Source organism: Micromonospora sp. URMC 107 (genome assembly GCF_051386315.1).
Classification (GTDB): domain Bacteria; phylum Actinomycetota; class Actinomycetes; order Mycobacteriales; family Micromonosporaceae; genus Micromonospora.
Map to the genome: position 1 here is coordinate 13,871 of NZ_JBPQTK010000027.1, position 25,838 is coordinate 39,708.

Consider the following 25,838-nt stretch of genomic DNA (forward strand, 5'->3'; position numbering starts at 1 on the left):
CCACCCGCCGCTGGCAGTAGGTGAGGCGCTCCAGCGGCAGGTTCCCCGGGCCCCCGGTCCGACCGTCCGACGGTCGGGCCGGGGGCCCCCTCGCGTACGCCGGTCAGGGCACCGTCTTCTCGATGGCCGCGTGGCCCAGCTCGGCCAGGTCCCGGCGGGCCCGCTCGACGTTCTCCGGCGTCAGGTCCTGCCCCCGGGCCGCCACCAGGTCCTCCGGCTCCCAGGGCTGCTCGGCCCCGGTGCGGATGTGGTCCGGGGCCGCGCCCGTGCCGGTGCCGGTCGCGCCGGTGCCGGCGGCGTACGGGTCGCCGATCAGCTCGTCGCCACCCGGCTCCTCCCCGGGCCCGGTGAACGACGGAGTGTCGCGGTCGGCGCCGCCGCCGGTCATCAGCTGCGGGATGCCGGTGTCGTCCTCGACCGCCGCGGCCACCTCCGGGCTCTCCTCCAGCGGTCGGTCACGGTCACGGTCCGTCATGTCGCTGCCCTCCTGTCGCCAGGTGGTCTCCTGATCCTGCTCGCGTACCCGGCCCGGCCGTGCCCATGCCGCGTGCCGGCGGGGCGGCTCAGCGCTCCTCGTCGGAGGTCTCCGGCGGTTGGACCGGATTGCGCCACTGCCAGAGCAGCATCAGCACGCCGAAGACGAGCATGCCGAGGCCCGCCCAGAGGTTGATCCGGACCCCCTGCGCCTTCCGGACGGCGGATTCGCCGTCGAAGACGCCGATCAGGGTGACGATCGCCCCGTACGCGGTGAAAAGCCCACCGATCACCCGGCGGATGTCGAACAGCCGGGCGGCGGCCGAGCGGCGGCGGGCCTCCTCGGTGGCCTCGACCGACCGGTCGTGCCCGTGCGGGTTGAGGTTGTCCATGCTCATGGCCGAGCGCCCCTTCCTAGAAGAACGGCACGTAGAGGAGGAGGGAGAGCACCACCGCGATCAGGCCGAGCAGCACGGGGGAGCGCCACCAGACGGCGTCCCCGGTCAGCAGGTCGCCCTTCACGTCGACGGCGCCCATGCCGTAGACCAGGCCGCGCAGGTCCTCGTCCCGCTTCTTCCTGGTGAACGGCGTGACGACGGCGGCGACGACGGCGGCCGTGACGAACGCGATGCCGGCGCCCCAGAAGCTCTCCTCCAGGTCGGAGTTGAAGTGCACGACCCCCGCCTTGTAGAGCAGGTAGGTGGCCAGCGCCGCCAGGGTGCCCATGAGCAGCGAGAGGAAGCCGGCCGCCGCGCTCATCCGCCGCCAGAACATGCCGATGATGAAGGTGGCGAACAGCGGCGCGTTGAACAGTGAGAACAGCGCCTGGATGTAGTTCATGATGTTGCTGAACCCGGCGGCGATGAACGCGGTGCCGATGCCGACGAGCACGCCGCCGACCGTCGCCCACCGGCCGATGCGGATGTAGTAGTCGTCGGGACGGTCCCGGCGCACGTACTGCTGCCAGATGTCGTAGGTGAACACGGTGTTGAAGCCGCTCACGTTCGCCGCCATGCCGGCCATGAACGACGCGACCAGGCCGGTCACCGCGATGCCGAGCACGCCGTTGGGGAGCAGGTCGCGCATCAGCAGCGGGATCGCGTTGTTGTAGACCAGGTCGCCGCTCTCCGCGCCGAGCCCCTGCACCGTCACGAGGGCGACCAGGCCGGGGATCACCGTGACCACGGGGATGAGCAGCTTCGGGTACGCGGCGATGATCGGCGTCCGGCGGGCGGCGCTCATGTTCTTGGCCGACAGCGCGCGCTGCACCTCGGCGAAGTTGGTCGTCCAGTAGCCGAAGGAGAGCACGAAGCCGAGGCCGAAGACGATGCCGATCCAGTGCGCGCCGAGCGGGTTGGCGGTGCTGCCGGTGTCCTGCCAGGTGTGCAACCCCGCCTCGCCCAGCTTGGACTCGCGCACCGCGTCCATCAGGCCCGCGACGCCGCCCACCTTCACCAGGCCGAGGATCGTGATCGGCAGCAGGCCCGCGATGATCACGAAGAACTGGAGCACCTCGTTGTAGATCGCCCCGGAGAGCCCGCCCACGGTGATGTACGCCAGCACGATCAGCGCGCCGATCACGATGGCCACCCAGAGCGGCCAGCCGAGCAGCGCCTGCATGATCAGCGCCAGGGCGTAGAGGTTCACGCCCGCGATGAGCACCTGGGCGACCGCGAAGCTGAGCGCGTTCAGCAGGTGGGTGGGGCGGTTGAAGCGCAGCCGCAGGTACTCGGGCACGCTGCGGACCTTGGAGCCGTAGTAGAACGGCATCATCACGATGCCGAGGAAGACCATCGCCGGCACGGCGCCGATCCAGTAGTAGTGCAGCGTCATCGCGCCGTACTGGGCGCCGTTGGCGGCCATGCCGATGATCTCCAGCGCCCCCAGGTTGGCCGAGACGAAGGCCAGACCGGTCACCCAGGCCGGCAGCGAGCGGCCGGAGAGGAAGAAGTCGACGCTGGTCTTGATGGCCCGTCGGGCGGCGAAGCCGACGCCGAGCACCGTGACGAAGTAGAGCGCCAGGATGCCGTAGTCCAGGACGTTCATGTTCAGCCGCAGGCCATCGCCGTCCATCCCGGTAACCCTTCGTCAACCGTCCGTGCCGGATGAGTGCGCGCGCGCCCAATTACCCCGATCGCGCGGTTTCACGCCTGCGGCGACGAAAGCGTCTGCCACTCCCGTTCGTCGGGTCTGCGGGGGCACGCCCGGCCTGCCGTGCCGGAGGCGCCCTCCGTTGCGGTGCGGGCCGGGGGAGCGGCGCGGACCTGCGCGGGCGCCCCGGCTGGTCGGGCGAGGACATGCGCGAGCGCCCCCGGCCGACCGGCCGGGGGCGCTCGCGAATCGGGTCAGCGTCCGAGCACCCGGTCCAGGAAGTCGCGGTAGTGGCGGACGGCCATCCGGAGCTGCTCGGTGTCGGCGGAACCGGCGTCCTGCCAGCCACCCAGCTTGTTCTTCTGCGCGGACAGCGCCGAGGAGAGCGCCTGGATGGCCTCGTCGACCAGCGACTGTGCCTCCCCGGCCGCCGCGCGGGGGTCGTCCACGAACCGCAGCTGGACGTCGCGCCAGCGGTCCCGGAAGCCCTGCGCCATGCCCGGCTCGAAGAGGCTGGCCGGCTCGGCGGCCACCGTCGCGCCCGCCGGCCGGTCGGTCCCGGCGGCCCCCAGCTCCCCGGTGCCCGCCCGTCCGACCGGCGCGTGCTCGGCGTCCGGATCGACCATGGCCGGCGCGGCGCTGCCGTACCCGGCCGCACCGGCCGCGCCGCCCTCCGGGTCGCCGGCCCACCCGGTCAGGTCGGCCCGGCGCTCGGGCCGGCCGTCGGCGGCGTCCGGGGGCAGCACCTCGGCGCCGTCCCGGCGGGCCTGCCGGTCGTCGGAACGGGCGTCGCCGAGCCCGACGGACCGGTGGAACTCGGCGGTCGGGTCCGCCCGGCGGCCCTCCCGGGGGCCGTCCACGGCGCCGTCGCCCGGCCGCGCGGTCGACTCCGTACGCGGGTCGGGCTCGTCCTCGGGCAGGGGGCTGGCCAGGGCGGACGCGGCGACCGCACCGCCGACGCTGGTGGCGCCGAAGGCGGTCGGCACCGGCCCCGGCTCGTGGAACTCGGCCCGGTCGCCGGCGGTGTCCCGGTCGCCCGGCCGGCCCCTGCCGGCGTCCCGGCCGCGCGCCCCCTCGTCGTCGTGCCGGCCGGCCCGGCCGCCGTCGGCGACCGCCGGATCGTCGAAGGTGCCCCGGTCGTCGAGGGCGTCCTCGGGCACGTCGGCGCGGCCGGCCCGGTCGCCCGGAGGCGGCACCGGGACCGGCTCGGAGCGGACGGCCTCGGGGTGTTCGTTGCCCACTCGCTGCTCTTCCTGGCGCATGGTCATCCTCCTAGCGGCTCGTGACGTCGTGCTGGCTGTCCGGGTGGTGCTGCTCGGACGGTCGGGCGCCGACCGGCTCCTCGCCGAGCAGGTCGGCGAAGAGGGCGCGGTAGTGGACGACGGCCTGGCGGAGTTCCTCGGTGCTCGCCTCGCCCCGGGAGTTGCGCAGGTGGATCTCGTGAGCGTCGCGGTAGTGGCCCAGCGTGCGGGCGTGCTCGACGGAGAGGTGGGCGATCTGGTCGGAGAACTCGCCGGTGGGGTAGCCCCGTTCCGCGATGAGCCGGGTGACCAGGTCGTCGGCGTCACCCACGGTCTCGGCGGGGGAGTCGACGAAGCGGACCTGGAGCTCCTCCCACGCGGCGGCGTACCGGGCCCGGGACTCGGCGGCGAGGGGCGTCAGCGTGAGCTCCGCGTGGCGACGTTCCCGCTCCCGCAGCTCCCGCTCGGCGGCGGTCCGGCTGTCCTGCTCGGCGATGGCGCGGTCGTACTCGGGACCGAAGCGCGACCGCAGCGCGCGGCGACGGGCGTACGACCGGGCGGCCACGGCCACGGCCGCGATCACCAGCACGACGAGAACTATGACGATTACCTGCGTGGGCGACATGGCTCCTCCTTCGTCAGGTGGTATTCCCTCCGCTCACTGATCGCCAATCCCGTTCCGGGGCACTTTCCTGACGAACCCGGCCCTCGCGGCCCGGCGGACCCGACCCGGGCCCATTCCCCGTCGCGGCATGACGAGTCACACAGGGTGACCGACCGTCAAAACTTGACTCGTTCCAGAAAAGGCGCTTGGGTGGGGTGATGCCGGTCGACTCCGACGCCGAACGCCTGCGGGCGGCCGGGCTGCGTGTCACGCGGCCCCGGCTCGCGGTGCTCGCCGCGGTGCGCGACCGGCCACACCTGGATGCCGACACGATCACCCGACTCGCCCGGACCCGCCTCGGGCGGATCTCGGGCCAGGCGGTCTACGACGTCCTGCGCGCGCTCACCGGCGCGGGTCTGCTGCGCCGGTTCGTCCCGGCCGGCGGGCCGGCCCGGTACGAGCTGGGCGGGGACGACCACGACCACCTGGTCTGCCGGGACTGCGGCGCGATCGTCGACACCCGGCGCAACCGGGCCCCCGGGCCCTGCCTCGACCCCGGGGCCTCCGCCTTCGCGGTGGAGTTCACCGAGGTCACCTACTGGGGCCGGTGCCCCGGCTGTCAGCCGCAGCACGACTGACGCAAGCGCCACACCGAGCAGGAGGAGAGCCATGAGCGACCCGCAGGCCAGCAAGCCGATCCTCACCACCCGTCAGGGTCACCCCGTGCACAACAACCAGCAGCAGCGGACGGTCGGCTCGCGCGGCCCGGCGACGCTGGAGAACTACCACTTCCTGGAGAAGATCAGCCACTTCGACCGGGAGCGGATCCCGGAGCGGGTGGTGCACGCCCGCGGCTTCGTCGCGCACGGCGAGTTCGAGGCGTACGGGACGATCGGATCCGGTGATCAGGCCGTGCCGGCGTCCACCTACACGAGGGCCAAGCTGTTCCAGACCAGGGGCAAGAAGACGCCGGTCACCATCCGCTTCTCCACCGTCATCGGCGGGCGGGACTCCTCCGAGGCGGCCCGCGACCCGCGCGGCTTCGCCGTGAAGTTCCGCACCGAGGACGGCAACTGGGACATGGTGGGGAACAACCTCCAGGTCTTCTTCATCCGCGACGCGATCAAGTTCCCCGACGTGATCCACTCGCTGAAGCCGGACCCGGTGACCTTCCGTCAGGAGCCGAACCGGATCTTCGACTTCATGTCGAACACGCCCGAGTCGATGCACATGCTGACCTGGCTCTTCTCCCCGTACGGCATCCCGAAGAACTACCGGACGATGCGCGGCTCCGGGGTGAACACCTACCGCCTCGTCAACGCCGAGGGCGAGGCCGTGCTGGTCAAGTTCCACTGGCTGTCCCAGCAGGGTGAGCACAACCTGACCCAGGCCGAGGCGGACGCCATCCAGGCCACCGAGCTGGGCCACGCCTCGAAGGACCTCTACGAGGCGATCGAGCGCGGCGACCACCCGAAGTGGGAGCTCAACGTCCAGGTGATGAGCGACGACGAGCACCCGGAGCTGGACTTCGACCCGCTCGACGACACCAAGATCTGGCCGGAGGAGGACTTCCCCTACCTGCCGGTCGGCATGATGACGCTCAACCGCAACATCACCGACCACCACAACGAGAACGAGCAGATCGCCTTCGGCACCGGCGTGCTGGTCGACGGCATCGACTTCTCCGACGACAAGATGCTGGTCGGCCGGACGTTCTCCTACTCGGACACCCAGCGCTACCGGGTCGGTCCGAACTACCTCCAGCTGCCGGTCAACCGCCCGCGCGAGGACGTGCGGGTCAGCACCAACCAGACCGGCGGCCAGATGTCGTACGGGGTGGACAACCGTGGTGCCAACCCGCACATCAACTTCGAGCCGTCCTCGGTGGCCGGCCTCGAGGAGGCCGACGAGTCCTACCGGGAGTACCGCCCGTTCGTCTCGGGCCAGATCATGAAGGCCCCGATCGAGCGGCAGGACAACTACTCCCAGGCCGGCCGGCGCTACCGCGAGATGGCCGACTGGGAGCGGGACGACCTGATCCTCAACCTCACCACCCTGCTGGCCCAGTGCGACAAGCACATCCAGGAGAAGATGGTCTGGCACTTCAGCCAGTGCGACTCCGACTACGGCCGCCGGGTCGCCGAGGGCCTCGGCATCTCCGTCGACGCCTGATCCGCACCAGCCACGAACGCCCCGCCGGCCTCCGGCGGGGCGTTCCTCGACTGTGGACGTCCGGCCGGTACGCCCGACGCGACGGACGGTAGTGCATCGGGCGAGGATTACGTATCCTGCCCAAGGCGTCCGCCGGACCTGCCCGGCACCGCGGCCCGGGACCGTCCGACCGCGACGCTGCCCGGCCGGCGCCGGCGCCCCCCGCAGCCACACCTTCCGGGCGAGGTCTGATTGAACACCCGCGACTGGCCGATCCGCTCGAAGCTGACCGCATTGGTCGTCGTGCCGGTGACCGCGCTGCTGGCGCTCTGGATCTTCGCCACCACGCTCACCTTCGGACCCGCCCTCGACCTGCTCGCCGCCCGGACGCTCCTCTACGACCTCGGCCGTCCCGGCGAGACCGTGGTCGCCGAGCTGCAACGGGAGCGGCGGCTCTCGGTGGTCCAGCTGGCCGGCGACGGCGCCGCTCCCGAGCTCGCCGAGCAGCGGCAGCGCACCGACCGGGCGATCGCGGAACTGCGCCGCCGGATCGACGGGGAGGACCTGCGCGACGCCGCCGACGACTTCCTCGACGCCCGGCTCGACCAGCTGGTCACCGCGCTGGAGTCGCTGCCCGCCGGGCGGGGGTTCATCGACCGGCGGGCGGTGGACCGGGCCGGCGCGGTCGGACTCTACAGCGGGATGATCAACTCGGCCTTCCAGGCGTTCTCCGCGATGGCCAACCTGCCCGACCGGGACCTCAACCGGCAGGCGCTCGCCGTCACCGGGCTCGGCCAGTCCCGGGAGCTGCTCGGGCAGACCGACGCCCTGCTCGCCGGGGCGTTCACCAGCGGCCGGTTCGCCGACGGCGAGCACCGCCAGCTGGTGCAGACCATCGGCAACCAGCGGTTCCTCGCCGACAGCTCGGTCGCCGACCTGCCCGACGCCGAGCGCGCCGCGTTCCAGCGGATGACCGAGGGGGAGGCCTTCGGCCGGTTGCGGACGATGCAGGACAGGCTGGTGGGCCCCGGGTCCGCCACCCGGCCGGCGGTGGACCCGGCGGCCTGGCAGGAGAGCTACCAGGCGGTGCAGCAGGCGCTGCGGGAGTTCGAGCTGGCGCAGGCCGACGGGCTCGCCGACCGGTCGATCCCGTCGGCCGTGCGCATCCTGGTCCGGCTCGCCGCCGCCGGACTGCTGGGACTGGCCACCGTCGTGGTCTCGGTCGTCGTGTCGGTGCGGGTCGGTCGCAACCTGGCGCACCGGCTCACCGGCGTACGCACGGCCGCCCTGGAGACGGCCGAGCGTCGGCTGCCGGACGTGGTGGCCCGGCTGCGCCGGGGCGAGCAGGTCGACGTCGCCCGGGAGGCGCCCCCGCTGGAGTACGGCGACGACGAGATCGGTCAGGTGGCGCGGGCGTTCACCGAGGTGCAGCGCACCGCGGTCCAGTCGGCCGTCGACGAGGTCACCCTGCGCCGGGGGCTCAACGAGGTGTTCCTCAACATCGCCCGGCGCAGCCAGGGGTTGGTGCACCGGCAGCTCGCGCTGCTCGACCGGATGGAGCGGCACACCGAGGACCCGGACGAGCTGGCGGAGCTGTTCCGCGTCGACCACCTCGCCACCCGGCTGCGGCGGCACGCCGAGGACCTGGTCATCCTGGCCGGCGCGGCGCCCGGGCGGGGCTGGCGCAACCCGGTCGCGATGGTCGACCTGGTCCGGGGCGCGATCTCCGAGGTCGAGTCGTACGACCGGGTCGACATCACCGCCGTGGCACCCGCGGGCGTGCTGGGGCGGGCGGTCGGCGACGTGATCCACCTGCTCGCCGAGCTGATCGAGAACGCCACCGCGTTCTCGCCGCCGCAGACCCGGGTGGAGGTCTCCGGGCAGCACGTGGCGAACGGCTACGCCGTGGAGATCACCGACCGGGGCCTGGGCATGTCCGCCGCCGCGCTGGAGGACACGAACCGGCGGCTTGCCCGCTCGCCCGACTTCGAGCCGACCGAGACCGCCCGCCTCGGGCACTTCGTGGTGGCCCGCCTCGCCGCCCGGCACGGGGTCCGGGTACGCCTGCGCCCGTCCGACGGCGGCGGGCTGACCGCCGTGGTGCTCGTCCCCGCCGACCTGGTCACCGACGAGCCCTCCCTGCCCCCGACCGGTGGCCCGCCGGTGGCGCCCCGATCGGCGCCGACGCCGGAGGAGCGGCGGCTCGCCCGGGCGGGCCGGCTGAGTACGCTGCCCCGCCCGATGCGCTCCGCCGAGCCCGCCACGGCCCCCGCCACCGGTGCGCCGGCCGCCCGCCGCGCCACCCTCGCCGGCCACGCCCGGCCGGCCCCGGCCGGCGCACCCGCCGCGGGCCAGGTCCCGCCCGGCGCGGCTGCCGGCGGCCAGGTCCCGCGCGAGGCGGCCTCCAGCGGCCAGGTCCCGCGCGAGGCGGCCTCCGGCGGCCTTACCCCGCCCAGCGCGGCTTCCGGCGGTCCCGCCCCCGTCGAGGTGGCCGGGGAGATCGACGGGCTGCCCCGTCGGGTGCGCCGGCGGCCTCCGGCGGTGCCGCCCCGGCAGCCGGCCCCGAACGGGGGCCAGCCGTCCGCCGGGGACGCCCCGGGGCGGTCGTCAGCGCTGGACGGCCCGACGCTGCGGCAGCCGGTGATCGAGAGTCCCGCCCCGCGCAGCCCGGAGGAGGCGCGGCGGATCATGTCCGCCCTGCAGTCCGGCACCGCCCGCGGCCGCGCGGCGGCCACCGCGACGGCCCCGGAGCGGGCCGCCCCCGCCGGCCGGCCGGACCCGCCGCACGAGGACCCGAGCCCGACGCCGGCCGCACGGCCGGTGGACACCGAACCCATGACCGCGACTGAGAGGGACGCCTGATGCATCCGACGAGGCAGAGTGCCGATCTCGACTGGTTGCTCGACGAGCTGGTGGAACGGGTGCCGGCCGCCCGACAGGCGGTGGTGCTCTCGGCGGACGGGCTGCTGATCGGCTCCTCCGCCGGCATGGACCGGGCCGACGCCGAGCACCTGTCCGCGCTGGCGTCCGGCTTCTCCAGCCTGGCCCGAGGCACCAGCCGGCAGGTGGCCGGCGGGGCGGTCCGGCAGACCGTGGTGGAGATGGAGTCCGCCTACCTCTTCGTCACGGCCGCCGGGCAGGGCGCCTGCCTGGCCGTGGTCAGCGACGCGGACGCGGACATCGGCCTGGTGGCGTACGAGATGGCGATGCTCGTCACCCGGGTCGGGGAGTACCTGAGCGCCCCGGCCCGGTCGACGGCGGGGGCCGCCGATGCGGGCTGAGTCGCCCGGGCCGCAGCACGAGTGGCTGGACGACGACGCCGGCCCGGTCGTGCGGCCCTACACCCTGACCGGCGGCCGGGTCCGGTCGGGCGCCGACGGCTTCGACCTGGTCGCGTACGTGCTGGCCGAGGCGGCCGCCGACCCGACCGTCCACCCGGACCTGCACCCCGAGCACCGGCGCCTGGTGGAGCTGGCCGCCCGGCCGGTCCCCGTCGCGGAGCTCGCGGCCGACCTCGACCTCGCGGTGGGCGTGGTCCGCGTGCTCCTCGGCGACCTGCGGGCGCGGGGGCTGATCGCGGTCCACCAGCCGACGGCCGCCGCGTACCTGCCCGACGACGACATCCTCAAGGCGGTGGTCAGTGGACTCCGTGCGCTGTGACCGAACCGGATCCGGTCCCCGGATCCCGCTCGCGCTGAAGATCCTGATCGCCGGGGGGTTCGGCGCCGGCAAGACGACGCTGGTGAGCGCGCTCAGCGAGGTCCGGCCGTTGCAGACCGAAGAGGTGTTGACGGGCGCCAGCATCGGCACCGACGACCTCTCCGGCGTCGAGGCGAAGTCGACCACGACGGTGGCGATGGACTTCGGCCGGATCACGATCAACGACGACCTCCAGGTCTACCTCTTCGGCACCCCGGGCCAGGACCGGTTCTGGTTCCTCTGGGACGAGCTGGCGTTCGGGGCGCTCGGCGCGGTGGTGCTCGCCGACACCCGCCGGCTGGCCGACTGCTTCCCCTCGATCGACTACTTCGAGCAGCGGGGCGTGCCGTTCGTGGTGGGCGTGAACTGCTTCGACGGGGCCCGCCGGTTCAGCCTGGAGTCCGTACGCCAGGCGTTGGACCTCGACCCCGACGTGCCGCTGGTGCTCTGCGACGCGCGGGAGCGGCAGTCCGGCAAGGAGGTGCTGATCGCGCTGGTCGAGCACGTGGCCCGGCAGCGCGGCGAGCCCGTGCCGGCGGCCTGAGCCGGCGCGACGGCGGTCCGGCGGGCGTCTTCCGGCGGGCCGCCGCGATTCGGCGGTGTTTTCGGGGCTAAGCGGGCGGCCCAGTGGGAAGGCTGGTGGGATCGGCGGAGGAATCGGCGGAGGGCGGATCCGGTGACAGGTCAGGGCGAGATCGTCCACATCGGCGGCTACACGGCGCACAGCGGGGGTCGGGGCACCGGCATCGTCGCGGCGCGGCGGGACCCCGCCTCCGGTGAGCTGACCCCGCTCGGCACCGTCGCGGTCACCCCCTCGCCCTCCTTCCTCGCCCGGCACCCGCGGCTGCCCGTGCTGTACGCGGTCAACGAGCTGCCGGACGGGCAGGTCAGCGCGTTCCGGGTCGGTGCCGACGGCGGCCTCACCGCGCTCGGCACCCGGTCCACCGGGGGCGCGGAACCCTGCCACCTGGCGGTCGTCCCGGACGGCGGCCACCTCGTCGTGGCCAACTACGGTGGCGGCAGCGTGACGGTGTTCCCGCTCGACCCCGACGGGGCGCCCGGCGAGCGCAGCGACCTGGTGGCGCACGAGGGGCACGGGCCGGACCAGGAGCGCCAGGAGCGCGCGCACGCCCACATGGTGAACCCCGATCCGGGCCGGGGCCCGCTGCTCGCGGTCGACCTGGGCACCGACTCGATCTACCGCTACGACCTGGACGCGGCCTCCGGCCGGCTGGTGCCGCGGGCGCCCCGGGTGCGCACGGCCGCCGGCGTCGGCCCCCGGCACCTGGCCCGGCATCCCGACGGGCGGCGCTGCTGGGTGGCGGGGGAGCTGGACGGCTCGGTCACCGCCTACGAGCTGACCGGCGACGGTGCGCTGCACCAGCGGGGCCGGGTCGAGGCCAGCGACCGGACCGGGCCCGTCCAGCCGTCGGAGATCGCGGTCGGCCCGGACGGGCGCTTCCTCTACGTCGCGAACCGGGGGGTGGGCACCGTCGCGGTCTTCGCCGTCGCCGGCGAGCTGCCGGAGCTGGTCGCCGAGGTGGACACGGGCGGGGAGTGGCCGCGGCACTTCGCCCTGGCCGGGGAGCACCTCTACGTCGCCGACGAACGGGCCGACATGATCCGCGTCTTCCGGGTCGACGCCGGCACCGGAGTGCCGGCTCCGCTCGGGGAGCCCGTGGCAGTGGCGAGCCCCACATGTGTGCTGCCCTGACCAGCCATAACTTCCGTCACGTCGACGACACGGGGTGGCTCGGTCGCGGAGTGTGACAATGTGACGATCAACTATGTCTCCTGCGTAACTTTCGTCCGAACGGCCCGTGGCAGTCGTCCTGGCGGGTCCGCAAGATGGTCACCGTGTCAGCAGGCCGCCATCGCATGCGTAGGAACGTCCACGCAGCCACCGCCGCCGCCGCCGTGGGCGTCCTCGCCGTCACGGCCGGCGGCTGGTTCGGCTACCAGCAGCTGGCGCAACCGGACTGCTCCGGGCGGATCGAGCTCTCCGTCGCCGTCGCCGCCGAACTCGCCCCGGCGGTCGACGCCGCCGCGGCGAAGTGGGTGAAGAGCGGCGCCGCGGTGGGCGGCACCTGCATCGCGGTGAACGTCTCGGCGTCCGATCCGGTCGACGTGGCCGCGACGGTCGCGGCGAAGCACGGCGTCACCCTGGCCGGCGTGGGGCAGGCCAGCGGCACGTCGGTCAGCCCCGACGTCTGGGTGCCCGACTCCTCCACGTGGCTGCTGCGGCTCAAGACCGGTGGTGCCACCGCCTTCGAGCCGGGCATCGGGGCGTCCATCGCGCGCAGCCCGGTGGTCGTGGCGATGCCGCAGCCGGTCGCCACGCGGCTGGGCTGGCCGCAGAAGAAGTTCAGCTGGACCCAGCTCCTGCGGCAGGTGCAGAGCGACAAGCCGTTGCGCACCGGGATCGTCGAGCCGACCCGTGACGCCGCCGGCCTGTCCGGTCTGCTCTCGCTGACGGCCGCCGCCAGCGCCTCCGGCGGCCCCGACGCCGAGAAGGAGAAGGTCGCCGCGCTGCGGGCGCTGGCCACCGACCGCTCGGCGCTGCGGCCGGACCTGCTCGCCCGGTTCCCCACCGCCTCGGATCCCACGACGATCGCGAGCAGCCTGGGCGCGGCGGCGCTCTCGGAAGAAGACGTGATCCAGTACAACAGCAGGAAGCCGCCGGTGCCGCTGGCCGCGCTCTACCTGGAGCCGGCGCCCGCGCCGCTGGACTACCCGTACGCGGTGCTGCCCGGCATCGAACCGGCCAAGGCGTCGGCGGCGCGGGTGCTCTACGAGGTGCTCGTCACCGACGACTTCCACGACCGGCTGGCGCGTCAGTCGCTGCGCGCGCCGGACGGCAACTGGGGCGCCGGCTTCGACGCGCCGCAGGGTGCGCCCAGCCCGGCCGGCGGCGCGCCGGCCCCACCGGCCAACGGCGGCGGATCGGCTCCGGGCGGGCTCGACCCGCAGGCCATGGAACGGGCGGTCTCCAGCTGGTCGATCGCCACCCAGTCCGGCCGGATGCTCGCCGTCATCGACGTGTCCGGGTCCATGAAGGAGAAGGTGGCCAACGCCGGCAACGCGACCCGGCAGCAGGTCACCGTCGAGGCGGCGCGGCGCGGGCTGAACCTCTTCGACGACTCCTGGTCGATCGGTCTCTGGACGTTCTCCACGGAGCTGGTGGGCTCCGTCGACCACCGGGAACTGGTCGCCATCGGGCCGCTGTCCCGCCAGCGCGGCAAGCTGGAGCAGTCCCTGGGCGCGATTCGCTCGTCGGCCGGCAGCACCGGCCTCTACGACACGGTGCTGGCGGCGTACCAGCAGGTGCAGGAGAACTGGGAGCCCGGCCGGGTCAACTCGGTCGTGCTCTTCACCGACGGCAAGAACGAGGACTCCGACGGCATCACGCAGCAGAAGCTGCTGGCCGAGCTGAACAAGATCAAGGACCCGGAGCGGCCGGTGCAGGTCGTGATCATCGGTATCGGCGGTGACGTGAGCCGGGCCGAGCTGAAGTCGATCACCGACGTCACCGGCGGCGGCGCCTTCGTCACCGAGGATCCGACCAAGATCGGCGACATCTTCCTCAAGGCGGTCGCGTTGCGTAAGGCCCCGGCCTGAGCCGTAACGCAGCGCGGGCGGACCCGCCGCACGGGACCGGGTGCCGTGGGCCCTTTCCCGACAAGGGGATCCTCGGGGAAAGTAGTGACGGTAATGCGTCCGAAGCAATCGGCGACCATGGCTGGCGGGGCAGGATGTCCTAGTGCCCCTGTGTCGGGCCCGCGCCCCGGGCCGGCCGTACGGGCCGTCGGCGACCGAAGTGGGGAGGGCCGGTGACCTCAGCGACGCTGTTGACCCCCGCCAGCACGTCGTCGAGACCGGACGAACCACGGCCGGGCCCGGCCCGCAGCCGCGAGCGCGCCTACGTCCGCTCCCTGGTGGTGCTGGACACCACCGTCCTGACCGTCGCCGTGCTCGTCGGGTACGTCGCCCGGTTCGGCGACGACGCCCCCGGCGGCTCGAAGATCCCGTACGTCCTGGTCGCCCCCGGGCTGGTCCTCGCCTGGCTGGTCTCGCTACGGGTGCTGCGCTGCTACGACGACCGCGTCCTCGGCTACGGCGCCGACGAGTACCGGCGGGTCGGCACCGCCAGCCTGCGCCTCGCCGGCGGCATCGCGATCGCCGGCTACATCGCCGACGTCGGCGTCTCCCGGGGCTTCCTCGGCATCTCGTTCGCCGTCGGCATGCTCGGCCTGGAGGTGGCCCGGTTCGCCGCCCGCAAGCGGCTGCACCGGGCGCGGTCCGCGGGCGCCGGCTGGTCGCGCAAGGTGCTGGTGGTCGGCGACACCGCGCACGTGCTGGAGCTGGTGCACACCCTGCGCCGCGAGCCGTACGCGGGCTACCAGGTGGTCGGCGCCTGCATCCCGGACGCGCTGCTCGCCCCGGTCGCGCAGCGGCTGGGCGACGTGCCGGTGGTCGGCTCGTTCCGGGGCATCCCCGAGGCGGCCACCGCCATCGGCGCGGACACCGTCGCGGTGACCGCCTCCGGCGAGCTGACCGCCACCCGGCTGCGCCGGCTGGGCTGGCAACTGGAGGGCACCGGCATCGACCTGGTGGTGGCCCCAGCGTTGACGGACGTCGCCGGCCCGCGCATCCACACCCGGCCGGTCGCCGGCCTGCCGCTGATCCACGTCGAGGCGCCGGAGTTCCGCGGGGCCCGCAAGCTGGTCAAGGGCTTCGTCGACCGGGCCGTCTCCTCGGTGGCCCTGACGCTGCTGCTGCCGCTGCTGGCCGTCGTGGCGCTGGCGATCAAGATCGACAGCCGGGGGCCGGTGCTGTTCCGGCAGACCCGGGTCGGGCAGGGCGGGCGGGAGTTCGGCGTCTACAAGTTCCGCACCATGGTGGTCAACGCCGACGCCCTGCTGGCCGCGCTGGCCGCCCGCAACGAGACCGACGGCCTGATGTTCAAGATGCGCGACGACCCGCGGGTGACCCGGATCGGGCGGCTGCTGCGCAAGTGGTCGCTGGACGAGCTGCCGCAGCTGGTCAACGTCCTGCTCGGGCACATGAGCCTGGTCGGCCCCCGCCCGCCGCTGCCCTCCGAGGTGGCCCGCTACGACGGCGACGTGGCCCGCCGGCTGCTGGTCAAGCCCGGCATGACCGGGCTCTGGCAGGTCAGCGGCCGGTCGGACCTGAGCTGGGAGGACGGCATCCGGCTCGACCTCTACTACGTGGAGAACTGGTCGCTCGCGGCCGACCTGACGATCCTCTGGAAGACCTTCGGCGCGGTGCTCAACAGCCGGGGGGCCTACTGACCGGCCCGCACGCTCAGTCCTGCGGGCCCGTCCAGTCCAGGCACACCACCACCGCGTCGTCGATCAGGTCGCCGGCGACGAACGCGCGCAGGTCGCCGATCAGCGAGCGGACGGCGTCCAGCGGCTCCATCGGCCCGGTCCGGCGCAGGAACCGGTCCAACGCGGTCTCGCCGTAGCGGACGTCCTGCCCGGTGGCGTCGATGACGCCGTCGCTGACCACGAAGAGCCGGTCGCCCCGGCACAGCTCGAAGCGCTGCTCCCGGTAGTCGGTGGCCTCGAACATGCCGAGCGGGAACTGCGCCTCCAACGGCAGCTCCCGCACCGTCCCGTCGCGCAGCAGCACGAGGCGGGGCGACCCGGCGTCGACCACGGTGAGCAGCCCCGAGCGCAGGTCCAGCTCCATCAGCAGCGCCGCGAGGTGCCGGTCGCCCCGGTGCAGGTCGTAGACGGCCTGGTCGGCGAGGGCCGCCTGGTCGGCGAGGCCGAGCCCGGAGCGGCGGGCGTTGCGCAGCGCGTGGGTGGCGAGCGAGGTGAGCATCGCGGCGGCCACCCCCTCACCCGTGCCGTTGATGGTCGACAACCAGACCTGGGTGCCGTCGTCGGACCAGTCGAAGCTGTCGCCGCGCACGGCGTACGCCGGTTCCAGCTGCCCGGCGAGGCTGAACGACGGGCGGGTCCGGCTGCGGCCCGGGAGCATCTCCCACTGCATCTCGGCGGCGAGGGTGAGTCGCCTGCTGCGGCGCGCGGACCGGTAGACGTCCGTGCCGTTGGTGACCGCCGCGATCTCGTGGGCGAGCGCGGTGGCGATCTCCGTCAGCTCGTCGAGCGCGGCCGGCCGGGTCGGCGCGGGGGCCACCACCAGCACGCCCCGGCGTTCCCCGCGCATCGACACCGGGAGGTAGCCGGTGTCGTCGGCGACGGTCGGGCTCTGGTGGTCGAAGCAACGCCAGGCGGGGTGCCCCGGGGTGGTGACGGGCTCGTCCCCGACCAGCGGGAGCAGCGCCGCCAACCGGTAGTCGACCTGGAGCAGGTCCACCCGGGTGATCCCGTAGCCCGTGGCGAGGACGTCGGCGATCCGGTCCAGCAGGAGGTCGGCGGGCGCCTCGTTTAGCACGCGCCGTGCCCGGTCGACCGGTTCGCTCATCATCGCTCCTTCATCACGAGCCCAGACAAGTGGATTCGGAGTAGTGTCGGGCCCACCATGGCGGAAGTGCACGGTCCCTACGGACCCGAGACGAGTATGGCCGTCGAGCTCGACACGGTGGCCGACGCCCTGCTGACGGTCTGGGAGGCCGCGCGGGAGCGGACGACCAGCCGGGTCTCCGGCGCGCAGTTGCGCGCGATCATGCTGGTCGAGCAACACGACGGGATCAACCTCCGTCGCCTGGCCACCGGGCTCGACATGCTGCTCTCCTCCGCCAGCCGGCTCTGCGACCGGCTGGTGGCGGCGGGCATGCTGGAGCGCGAGCCCGGCCGGTTCGACCGGCGGGAGATCTCGCTGCACCTCACCCCGGAGGCCCGCCGGCTCCTCGCCGAGCTGCGGGACGACCGGCGCCAGCAGCTCGCGGCGATCCTCGCCGACATGACCGTCGAGGGGCGGCAGGCCCTGCTGCGGGGGATGCGGGAGTTCGACGAGGCGGCGCGCCACCGGAACGCGTCCGTGCAGTCCGTCGAGGCGGCCGGCCCTTGGCCGGGCGTGCCGCTGGAGCGCCCGGTCGGCCTGCCGGCGCAGGAGCGGCCGGGGAACGGGCCGCGGGTGGCCCGGACGGCCTGACCCGGGCGGCGGCGACCTCCACGGCGGCTTCCCCCGCCGACGGGTGCGCCGAAGGTCGGGCGCGGCCAGCGGACGCGCGGCCGCGGCGTCAGGCCGGCGCGGCCGCGACGGCCAGCATCGCGATGTCGTCCTGGCTCTGCCCGTCGAGCCACTCGTCGACGGCCCCGAGGAGCCGGTCGACCAGCGCGGCCGGGGGCAGCCCGGCGGCCGAGGCCAGCGCCGCGCGCAGCCGTTCCTCGCCGAACTGATCCTGGCCGCCGGGGCCGCCGCGCGCCTCGAGGACCCCGTCGGTGTACGCGAGCAGCCGCTCGCCGGGGGCGAGGTGGAGTTCGGCCTCGGCGAACCGGGCGGCGGCGAGCGCGCCCACCGGCATGCCGCCGACCGCGACCGGGGTGACCCCGCCGTCGGCGCGGACCAGCAGCGGGGACGGGTGACCGCCGCCGGCGATCCGGACGTCGACGCCGCCGTCGGACGCCGCGTCGAGGGTGCCGAGCAGCAGGGTGGTGAACTGGCTGCGGCGGGCCGCGTCCGGGGCGTCGAAGAGCGCCTGGTTGAGCAGCCCCATCAACTCCAGCGGGCGCTGCTCGACCAGGCGCAGTGTTCGCAGGGACTGGCGGACCCGCCCGGTGAGGACGGCCGCGCCGACGCCCTTGCCGGCCACGTCGCCGAGGGCGAAGATCGCGCCACCCGGCACGGGGAACACGTCGTAGAAGTCGCCGCCGATGCGCAGCCGGTCCCCGGCCGCCCGGTACCCGCCGGCGAGGGCGGCGCCCGGTACGGCCGGCAGGTCGGGCGGGAGCAGGCTGTTCTGCAGCACCCGGGCGAGGTGGACCTGCCCGCCGTAGAGCTCGGCGGCGCCGAGGGCCGCGCCCGCGCGGGCGGCGAACTCCCGCGCCAGCTCGATGTCGCGCCGGGCGAAACCGGCACGCCCGGCGCGCCGGACCAGGACCAGGGCGCCGGTGGTGCGGCCGGCGCCCCGCATGGGGCTGGTCAGCACGGTGCCGGGCCGGCCGAAGCCGGGCGGAAGCACGGTGGAGAGGTCGGCCGTCTCCCCGTCCGGCCACCGGGCCGGGGCTGCCGCGTGGCCGGCCAGCGCCTCGGCCAGTCCGGGCAGCGAGGCGGTCAGCGACCAGGTCGCCAGCCCGGTCGCGGGGACGGGATCGACGCCGTCGTACCGGATCCAGTGCGGCTGGCCCTGCGCGGGCGGGGGCGGCAGGTGGACCACCATCGCCAGGTCGGCGAGGTAGGGCACGGGCAGGGTCGTCGCGGTCCGCAGCGTCTGCTCGCGCTGGAGGGAGAGCCCGAGCCGGCTGCCGGCCTGGGCGAGGAACACCGTCCGGGAACGCTCGACGCGCAGCGCCTCCACGCGCGCGTGTTCCTCGGTGACGTCCCGCACGTACCAGGCGTGCCGCCCGTCGGACAGGTCGCGTCGTACGCCGCACAGCCGGCGGCCGCCGTGTTCGGTGTCGAAGCTGTCCGCCCCGGCCCGCACCGCCCGGGCGATGGCCGGTACCGGGCAGGTGTTCAGGTCCGTGCCGGGCGCGACCTCGGGGAGGAGCGCGGTCGCCATCGCGTTGACCAGCGTCACCCGTCCCGCCCGGTCGGCCGTCACGACCGCCTCGGCGAGCCCGTCGAGCACCTCCCGGGTGAGCCGGGAGTCGGCCGGCCGGGCGGCGCCGGGGGAGCGGCCGGGTCGCCCGCCCTCGGCCGGGCCCGTGACACCGCCCCGGGGAGCGCTGGTCACCGCGGCTCGCCGGGCGCCCCGGTCTGGTGACCTGTGCGCATGCTGGTCGTGCACTCCTCGGATGTGGGTCGTTGCCTCGGGGCAAGCGTACCGAGGCGGAGCCGCGCCGCCATCGGAGGAATGCGCTCAGGCCGGGCGGGCCAGCCAGCCGGCCGGGCGCGCCAGGATCCGGCGTACCACCGAACCGGCCCCACCGACGGCAGCGGCGGCGGCGCCGAGGGCCGCCGGGCGGACGGTGACCGGCGACCAGGCCGCGGTGAGCACGCGCCGGGAGATCTCGGCGAGCACCGGCGGGCGCAGCCACGGCGCGAGCGGGGCGTATCCGCCGCCGAGCACCACGGTGTCGAGGTCCAGCAGGTTCACCACGCCGGCGACGGCGACCCCCAGGGCAGTCCCCGCCTCGGCGAGGGCCCGCAGCGCGGCGGGGTCGCCGGCCCCGGCGAGTTCGGCCAGCCGGGTCGTCGCGGTGTCCGCCGGGAGGTCCGCGCCGGCGAGGCCGGCCGCCGCCAGGATCGCCTCCTGCCCGGCGTACGTCTCCAGGCAGCCCCGGCCGCCGCACCGGCAGGGCGGGCCGTCGGGCCGGATCGGGATGTGACCGATCTCGCCGCTCCAGCCGCGCGCGCCCCGGAACAGGGCTCCGTCGAGCACGATCCCGGCGCCGATGCCGACCTCCCCGGAGACGTGCAGGAAGCTGGGCCGGCCCGCCGGGCCGGCGTGCAACTCGCCCAGCGCGGCGAGGTTGGCCTCGTTGTCGACCACCAGCGGCGGTACGCCGTCGACGTGCGCGGTCAGCGGCGCCCCCGCGCCCAGCAGCGCGGGTACGGGCACGTCGCGCCAGCCGAGGTTCGGCGCGAGCCGGACCAGGCCGGCGTCGTCGACCAGGCCGGGCACCGCGAGGGCCGCGCCGGCCAGGGTGAGCCCCTCCCGGGTGGCGTCGGCGCGGGCGCGGGCGGCCAGGTCGACCAGCCGGGCGAGCGCCTCGGTGGGGGAGACGGGCCGCAGGTCGGCGCGGTGCACGGTGTGGTGGCGGACCCGGCCGGCGAGGTCGACCACGCAGGCGGCCAGGTAGTCGACGTTGATCTCCAGGCCGAGCCCGGCCGGGCCGTCCGTGGCGAGCACCAGGCCCCGCGACGGCCGTCCCGCGCCGGTGCGGGGCGTCGGCTCCGCCTCGGCGACCAACCGACCGGCGAGCAGGTCCTCCACCACGGCCGAGACGGTGGCCCGGGTGAGGCCGGTGCCGGCGGCCAGCTCGGCCCGGGAGGGCGGGCGGTCGGCGGCGGCGATCCGGCCGAGCACCACGGCGAGGTTCCACTCGCGCAGGCTGCCCTGCCGCACCGCCCCGGGCGGGGCGTCGGGTCGGGTCACCCCTTGACACTGCCACAGGCCGATCAAATAATTCAACCACTGAACAAATAGCGGACGACACCCCCGGAGGTCTGCCATGGCACCCCGTCCCACCCCCGCCGACAAGTTCTCCTTCGGCCTCTGGACGGTGGGCTGGCAGGCCCGCGACCCGTTCGGCGACGCCACCCGCCCCGAGCTGGACCCGGTCGAGGCGGTGCACCGGCTCGCCGAGCTGGGGGCGTACGGGATCACGTTCCACGACGACGACCTGGTGCCCTTCGGCGCGGACGCCGCCGCCCGCGACCGGCACGTGGCCCGCTTCCGCAAGGCGCTCGACGAGACCGGCCTGGTGGTGCCGATGGTGACCACCAACCTCTTCACCCACCCGGTCTTCAAGGACGGCGGCTTCACCAGCAACGACCGCGACGTCCGGCGGTACGCGCTGCGCAAGGTGCTGCGCAACGTCGACCTCGCCGCGGAGCTGGGTGCCCGCACCTTCGTGATGTGGGGCGGCCGGGAGGGCGCCGAGTACGACCTCGCCAAGGACGTCCGGGCCGCGCTGGACCGCTACCGGGAGGCCGTCGACCTGCTCTGCCAGTACGTCGTCGACTCCGGCTACGACCTGCGCTTCGCCATCGAGCCCAAGCCGAACGAGCCGCGCGGCGACATCCTGCTGCCCACCGTCGGGCACGCCCTGGCCTTCATCTCCACCCTGGCCCGCCCCGAGCTGGTCGGGCTCAACCCGGAGGTGGGGCACGAGCAGATGGCCGGCCTGAACTTCGCCCACGGCATCGCCCAGGCGCTCTGGCAGGGCAAGCTGTTCCACATCGACCTCAACGGCCAGCGCGGCGTCAAGTACGACCAGGACCTCGTCTTCGGCCACGGCGACCTGCTGAACGCGTTCGCGCTGGTCGACCTGCTGGAGCACGGCGGCCCCGGCGGCGTTCCCGCCTACGACGGCCCCCGGCACTTCGACTACAAGCCCTCGCGCACCGAGGACATGACCGGCGTCTGGGCGTCGGCGGAGGCGAACATGCGCACCTACCTCCTGCTCAAGGAGCGGGCGGCGGCGTTCCGGGCGGACCCGGAGGTCGCCGAGGCGCTGGCCGCGAGCCGGGTCGCCGACCTCGGCACGCCGACGCTGGCGCCGGGGGAGGGCTACGCCGACCTGCTCGCCGACCGTACCGCGTTCGAGGAGTTCGACGTGGACGGGGCCGCCGCGCGGGGCTTCGGCTTCGTCCGGCTCAACCAGCTCGCCGTCGAGCACCTGCTCGGCGCCCGCTGAGGCCGCCGGCGATGCCGATCGTCGCGGGGGTCGACTCCTCGACCCAGTCCTGCAAGGTCGTCGTCCGGGACGCGGAGACGGGCGCCCTGCTCCGGCAGGGCCGGGCGCCGCACCCGGACGGCACGGAGGTCGACCCCGCGGCGTGGTGGTCCGCGCTGGGCGCGGCGGTCGACGCCGCCGGCGGGCTGGCCGACGTGGCGGCGGTCTCCGTCGCCGGCCAGCAGCACGGCATGGTGTGCCTCGACGAGGCGGGCGGCGTGGTCCGGCCGGCGCTGCTGTGGAACGACACCCGCTCCGCCGGGGCCGCCGCCGAGCTGGTCGAGGAGGCCGGTGGCGGGGAGGCCGGCCGCCGGTTCTGGGCGGACGCGGTGGGCAGCGTGCCGGTGGCCAGCTTCACTTCCACGAAGCTGCGCTGGCTGGCCCGGCACGAGCCGGAGCACGCGGCCCGGGTGGCGGCGGTGTGCCTGCCGCACGACTGGCTCACCTGGCGGCTGGCCGGCGCGGCGGGCTTGGCGGCGCTGCGCACCGACCGGGGCGACGCCAGCGGCACCGGCTACTGGTCCCCGGCCACCGGCGACTACCGGCTCGACCTGTTGGAGCGCGCGTTCGGCCGGCGCCCGCACGTGCCGAGGGTGCTCGGTCCGGCGGAGCCGGCCGGCGCCGCACGCCCCGACGCACTCCGGGGCCTGCCCGACGGCGGGGCGGTGCTCGGCCCCGGCACCGGGGACAACGCCGCCGCCGCGCTCGGCGTCGGCGCGGGCCCGGGCGACGTGGTCGTCTCGATCGGCACCTCCGGCACCGTGTTCAGCGTCGCCGACGCCCCGGCCGCCGACCCGGGCGGCACGGTCGCCGGCTTCGCCGACGCCACCGGCCGTTTCCTGCCCCTGGTCTGCACGCTCAACGCGGCCCGGGTGCTCGACGCCGCCGCGTCGATGCTCCGGGTCGGCCTGGACGAGCTGGCCGGGCTGGCGCTGGCCGCCCCCGCCGGCGCGGACGGGCTGGTCATGGTGCCCTACCTGGAGGGCGAGCGGACGCCCGACCGGCCGCTGGCGTCCGGGGCCGTGCACGGGCTGACCCTGCGCACCTCGACGGCGGCCCACCTGGCGCGCGCCGCCGTCGAGGGGCTGCTCTGCGCCCTCGCCGACGGCCTCGACGCGCTCACCGCCCAGGGCGCCGCGGTGCGCCGGGTGATCCTGGTGGGCGGCGGCGCCCGCTCGGCGGCCGTGCGCCGGATCGCGCCGCAGGTCCTCGGGGTGCCGGTGGTCGTCCCGCCGCCCGGCGAGTACGTCGCCGACGGCGCCGCGCGCCAGGCCGCCTGGGTCGCCCTGGGCGGCGCGGCGCCCCCCAGGTGGTCCGTCCAGGGCACCGAGGAGTACGCCGCCACCCCGGTCCCCGCCATCCGCGAGCGGTACGCCGCCGCCCGCGAGCACTTCCTGCACCGGGTCGACGCCGTGGCGGGGTAAACGACTGTACGGACGCGCGCCGGCTCGCGATCATCGACGGATGCGAACCAGCCCCGAAGCGGACGAGGCACCCGGCACCGGCATCCCCTCGATGCTCCAGTACGACGACGCGGACACCCCCTGCGACGTCATCGACGCGCTGGTCCTGGCGGACTTCGTCACCGGCCGGCACCCGTGGTCGCACACGGTCCGGCTCTCCCGGGTGCGCCCCGACGCGCCGCTGACCGCCCCGGACGGGCGGCTGCTGCGCACGGCGGTGGAGAACCGGCAGCGGTCCCGCCTGCTGGCCGGCGACGGCTGGACGGCCCGGGTGGTCACCTGGAAGGGACGCGGCGCCGAGGTGACGGTCACGGCGGTCTCCGAGGAGGTGGGCCGGGCGACCCTCGACCGGATCGTCGACGGCGCCGCCGAGCCGGAGGACCCGGGCGCCGGGCGGATCGGCTTCTGGCACCAGAACCCCCGCCGGGGCAGCCAGCGCGACGTGCGCGCCATCGCCGCGCCGGAGTGGGCGGAGATCCGGCCGAACTACGCCGCCGCGGCACGCGACGCGCTCGACGCGCTGATGACGACCACCCCGGAGCGCCTCTCCGGCCGGCTGGTGCTGCTGCACGGGGCGCCCGGGACGGGCAAGACCACCGCGCTGCGCGCCCTCGCCCGCTCCTGGCGCGACTGGTGCCAGGTCGACGCCGTGCTCGACCCGGACGTGCTCTTCGCGGACACGGCGTACCTGTCCGAGGTGGCGGTCGGGGACGAGGACGGCGAGCAGGGGACGGGCCGCCGGTGGCGGCTGCTCATCCTGGAGGACTGCGACGAGCTGATCCGGGGCGAGGCGAAGCAGGCCGCCGGGCAGGCCCTGTCCCGGCTGCTCAACCTCACCGACGGGCTGCTCGGGCAGGGGCGTGACGTGCTCGTCGCGATCACCACGAACGAGGACCTGTCGCGGCTGCACCCGGCGGTGGTCCGCCCGGGGCGTTGCCTGGCCCGGATCGAGGTCGGCCCGCTGTCGTACGAGGAGGCGACCGGATGGCTGGGCACGGCGGCGGGGGTGCCGCCCCAGGGCGCCACCCTCGCCGAGCTGTACGCGCTGCGGGCGGGCACGCCGGCCGTGCCCGCCGCCCCGCCCGCGATCGGCGGCTATCTCTGAGCGGCCGGGCGCGCCCGCGCGTCGTCACCCGCTCGTGACCTGATCCTGGTTGGCTGCCGCACATGACCTCGACCAGGGGCGGGCCGGCGCGGGCCCGGGGCGGGACGCCCGCGCACCGGTTCTACAGCGTCGTGGTCTTCGTGCTGCTCGCCTCGCTGGACAACGTGGCGATCGGCCTGGTCCCCCCGCTGTACGGGCCCATCTCCGACGCCTTCGACGTGCCGCAGCGGCTGCTCGGCCTGGTCACCGCCGTGAGCTTCCTGGCCAGCGCGGTGGCCGCGGTGGGCTGGGCGTACGTCGGCGACCGCGCGAACCGCAAGCCGCTGCTGATGCTCGGCACCCTGATCTGGGCGCTCGGCACGGGCGGCAGCGCCGTCGCGGTGAACTATCCCGCCTTCCTGGCCGCGCAGCTCCTGGCGGCGGTCGGGCTGGGCGCGGTCGGGTCGGTCGGCTTCTCGGTCGTCACCGACCTGATCTCACCCCGCCGCCGGGGGCTGGTGATGAGCTTCTGGGGGCTGTCCCAGGGCGTCGGCACGCTGGCCGGCACGCTGGTCGGCGGCCTGCTGGGGGCCGCCGACTGGCGGCGGCCGTTCCTGCTGCTGACCGTGGTCGGCCTCGCGGCCACCGTCGCCTACCTGTTCACCTACGACATCCGGCGCGGGCAGAGCGAGCCGGAGCTGGCCGACGCGCTCGCCACCGGCGCCGAGTACGACTACCGGATCAGCCGGGCGGACCTGCCGAGAATCCTCGGCCGGCGTACGAACCGCTGGCTGATCCTGCAGGGCCTCACCGCCCAGGCGGCCTTCGGGTCGCTGGTCTGGCTGCCGGTGCTCTTCGCCGAGCGGGCCGAGGACCAGGGCTACTCCGCCGCCACCGCCGTGGTGGTGGGCAGCGTCTTCGCCACCCTGTTCCAGCTCGGCGGGGTGCTCTCCATCGTGGGCGGGCTGGTCGGCGACGCGCTGCAACGGCGTACGCCCCGGGGCCGGGCGCTGGTCGCGGCGGTCGGCGTCCTCGCGGCGCTGCCGTTCTACCTGGTGCTCTTCTTCGTGCCGGTACGTATCGACGTGCCGGACGGCGCCGGCGCGGGGACGGTGGTCCGGGCGGTGCTGGCCAGCGTGGTCACCGAGCCGACGGTCGGGCTGAGCCTGCTCACCGCCGTGGTGGCCCTGGCCCTCACCTCGGCCAACTCGCCGAACTGGTTCGCCCTGATCGCCGACGTCAACCCGCCCGAGCACCGGGGGACCGTCTACAGCCTCGGCAACCTGGTCAACGGCGTCGGCCGGGCGGCCGGCAACGGACTGGTCGGGGTGGCCTTCCACGGCCTGCGGGCGGCCTTCCCGCCACCGCTGAACTACGCCGTCGGGCTGGCGGCCTTCCAGCTCTTCTTCATCCCGACGGGCGTCATGTACTGGCTGGCCTCGCGCACCTCGCCGGGCGACATCGCCGCCGTCGGCGACCTGCTGCACGACCGCGCCGAGCGCCTGTAGGGAGAGGGTCCCCCGGCAACGTCGC

22 protein-coding genes are annotated in these 25,838 nt (G+C 74.9%); 14 read left to right on the top strand and 8 right to left on the bottom strand.

All coding sequences use genetic code 11. From position 1 onward, the window contains the following. Positions 1–103: 103 nt before the first annotated feature. The 5 genes from ACSNN9_RS09150 to ACSNN9_RS09170 all read right to left on the bottom strand — a co-directional run bounded on the left by ACSNN9_RS09150 (position 104) and on the right by ACSNN9_RS09170 (position 4,431). Complete coding sequence (locus tag ACSNN9_RS09150; RefSeq protein ID WP_436672496.1) at positions 104–475, bottom strand: hypothetical protein; 372 nt, start codon at positions 473–475, stop codon at positions 104–106. Positions 476–563: 88 nt separating this feature from the next. After that, positions 564–872, bottom strand: a complete 309-nt coding sequence (locus ACSNN9_RS09155) for a hypothetical protein (RefSeq protein ID WP_436672498.1) — start codon at positions 870–872, stop codon at positions 564–566. Between the two features lie 16 nt (positions 873–888). Continuing rightward, positions 889–2,547, bottom strand: coding sequence for a sodium:solute symporter family protein (locus tag ACSNN9_RS09160; protein WP_436672499.1), 1,659 nt, complete (start codon positions 2,545–2,547; stop codon positions 889–891). Between the two features lie 272 nt (positions 2,548–2,819). After that, positions 2,820–3,827 (bottom strand): hypothetical protein, encoded by a 1,008-nt coding sequence (locus ACSNN9_RS09165; protein ID WP_436672501.1) that lies wholly within the window; start codon positions 3,825–3,827, stop codon positions 2,820–2,822. Positions 3,828–3,837: 10 nt separating this feature from the next. Beyond that, positions 3,838–4,431 (bottom strand): hypothetical protein, encoded by a 594-nt coding sequence (locus ACSNN9_RS09170; protein WP_436672504.1) that lies wholly within the window; start codon positions 4,429–4,431, stop codon positions 3,838–3,840. Positions 4,432–4,628: 197 nt separating this feature from the next. On the opposite strand from ACSNN9_RS09170, the gene ACSNN9_RS09175 reads away from it, so the two are divergent. The 9 genes from ACSNN9_RS09175 to ACSNN9_RS09215 all read left to right on the top strand — a co-directional run bounded on the left by ACSNN9_RS09175 (position 4,629) and on the right by ACSNN9_RS09215 (position 15,572). Beyond that, a complete protein-coding gene (locus ACSNN9_RS09175; RefSeq protein ID WP_436672505.1) occupies positions 4,629–5,048 on the top strand; it encodes a Fur family transcriptional regulator in 420 nt (139 codons plus the stop codon). A gap of 31 nt (positions 5,049–5,079) precedes the next feature. After that, a complete protein-coding gene (locus tag ACSNN9_RS09180; protein WP_436672507.1) occupies positions 5,080–6,582 on the top strand; it encodes a catalase in 1,503 nt (500 codons plus the stop codon). 231 nt (positions 6,583–6,813) lie between these two features. Further along, positions 6,814–9,423 carry a nitrate- and nitrite sensing domain-containing protein gene (locus ACSNN9_RS09185; RefSeq protein ID WP_436672509.1) on the top strand — a complete coding sequence of 870 codons (2,610 nt, stop codon included), beginning with the start codon at positions 6,814–6,816 and terminating at the stop codon, positions 9,421–9,423. After that, entirely contained in the window at positions 9,423–9,842 is a 420-nt protein-coding gene (locus ACSNN9_RS09190) for a roadblock/LC7 domain-containing protein (protein ID WP_357867460.1), read from the top strand. The genes ACSNN9_RS09185 and ACSNN9_RS09190 overlap by 1 nt, the downstream gene beginning before the upstream one ends. Beyond that, positions 9,832–10,221, top strand: coding sequence for a DUF742 domain-containing protein (locus tag ACSNN9_RS09195; RefSeq protein WP_357867457.1), 390 nt, complete (start codon positions 9,832–9,834; stop codon positions 10,219–10,221). Before ACSNN9_RS09190 ends, ACSNN9_RS09195 begins: the two co-directional genes overlap by 11 nt. Continuing rightward, complete coding sequence (locus ACSNN9_RS09200) at positions 10,202–10,804, top strand: GTP-binding protein (RefSeq protein WP_436672510.1); 603 nt, start codon at positions 10,202–10,204, stop codon at positions 10,802–10,804. Before ACSNN9_RS09195 ends, ACSNN9_RS09200 begins: the two co-directional genes overlap by 20 nt. 132 nt (positions 10,805–10,936) lie before the next feature. Continuing rightward, the gene (locus tag ACSNN9_RS09205; protein ID WP_436672512.1) at positions 10,937–11,974 is read left to right on the top strand and encodes a lactonase family protein; all 1,038 of its coding nucleotides are present in this window, start codon (positions 10,937–10,939) and stop codon (positions 11,972–11,974) included. Between the two features lie 143 nt (positions 11,975–12,117). Continuing rightward, positions 12,118–13,878 (top strand): substrate-binding domain-containing protein, encoded by a 1,761-nt coding sequence (locus tag ACSNN9_RS09210; protein ID WP_436672514.1) that lies wholly within the window; start codon positions 12,118–12,120, stop codon positions 13,876–13,878. Positions 13,879–14,090: 212 nt separating this feature from the next. Further along, the gene (locus ACSNN9_RS09215) at positions 14,091–15,572 is read left to right on the top strand and encodes a sugar transferase (protein ID WP_436672516.1); all 1,482 of its coding nucleotides are present in this window, start codon (positions 14,091–14,093) and stop codon (positions 15,570–15,572) included. A gap of 13 nt (positions 15,573–15,585) precedes the next feature. Here the strand turns inward: ACSNN9_RS09215 and ACSNN9_RS09220 are convergent, their stop codons facing one another. Further along, positions 15,586–16,716: a PP2C family protein-serine/threonine phosphatase gene (locus tag ACSNN9_RS09220; protein WP_436672518.1), complete on the bottom strand. Its 1,131-nt coding sequence runs from the start codon at positions 16,714–16,716 to the stop codon at positions 15,586–15,588. 96 nt (positions 16,717–16,812) lie between these two features. On the opposite strand from ACSNN9_RS09220, the gene ACSNN9_RS09225 reads away from it, so the two are divergent. Beyond that, positions 16,813–17,346 (top strand): MarR family winged helix-turn-helix transcriptional regulator, encoded by a 534-nt coding sequence (locus ACSNN9_RS09225; protein WP_436672520.1) that lies wholly within the window; start codon positions 16,813–16,815, stop codon positions 17,344–17,346. An 88-nt stretch (positions 17,347–17,434) separates the two neighbouring features. Here the strand turns inward: ACSNN9_RS09225 and ACSNN9_RS09230 are convergent, their stop codons facing one another. After that, positions 17,435–19,090 carry a SpoIIE family protein phosphatase gene (locus ACSNN9_RS09230; protein WP_436672521.1) on the bottom strand — a complete coding sequence of 552 codons (1,656 nt, stop codon included), beginning with the start codon at positions 19,088–19,090 and terminating at the stop codon, positions 17,435–17,437. 126 nt (positions 19,091–19,216) lie between these two features. Then, positions 19,217–20,482: an ROK family protein gene (locus tag ACSNN9_RS09235; protein WP_436672555.1), complete on the bottom strand. Its 1,266-nt coding sequence runs from the start codon at positions 20,480–20,482 to the stop codon at positions 19,217–19,219. Between the two features lie 49 nt (positions 20,483–20,531). On the opposite strand from ACSNN9_RS09235, the gene xylA reads away from it, so the two are divergent. The 4 genes from xylA (at position 20,532) to ACSNN9_RS09255 (ending at position 25,813) form a co-directional block, all read left to right on the top strand. After that, the gene (xylA, locus tag ACSNN9_RS09240; protein ID WP_436672523.1) at positions 20,532–21,719 is read left to right on the top strand and encodes a xylose isomerase; all 1,188 of its coding nucleotides are present in this window, start codon (positions 20,532–20,534) and stop codon (positions 21,717–21,719) included. An 11-nt stretch (positions 21,720–21,730) separates the two neighbouring features. After that, a complete protein-coding gene (gene xylB / locus ACSNN9_RS09245) occupies positions 21,731–23,182 on the top strand; it encodes a xylulokinase (protein WP_436672525.1) in 1,452 nt (483 codons plus the stop codon). 40 nt (positions 23,183–23,222) lie between these two features. Then, a complete protein-coding gene (locus ACSNN9_RS09250) occupies positions 23,223–24,326 on the top strand; it encodes a DUF5925 domain-containing protein (protein ID WP_436672527.1) in 1,104 nt (367 codons plus the stop codon). Between the two features lie 62 nt (positions 24,327–24,388). Beyond that, on the top strand, positions 24,389–25,813 hold the full coding sequence (locus ACSNN9_RS09255; RefSeq protein WP_436672528.1) for an MFS transporter: 1,425 nt from the start codon (positions 24,389–24,391) through the stop codon (positions 25,811–25,813). Positions 25,814–25,838 lie beyond the last annotated feature (25 nt).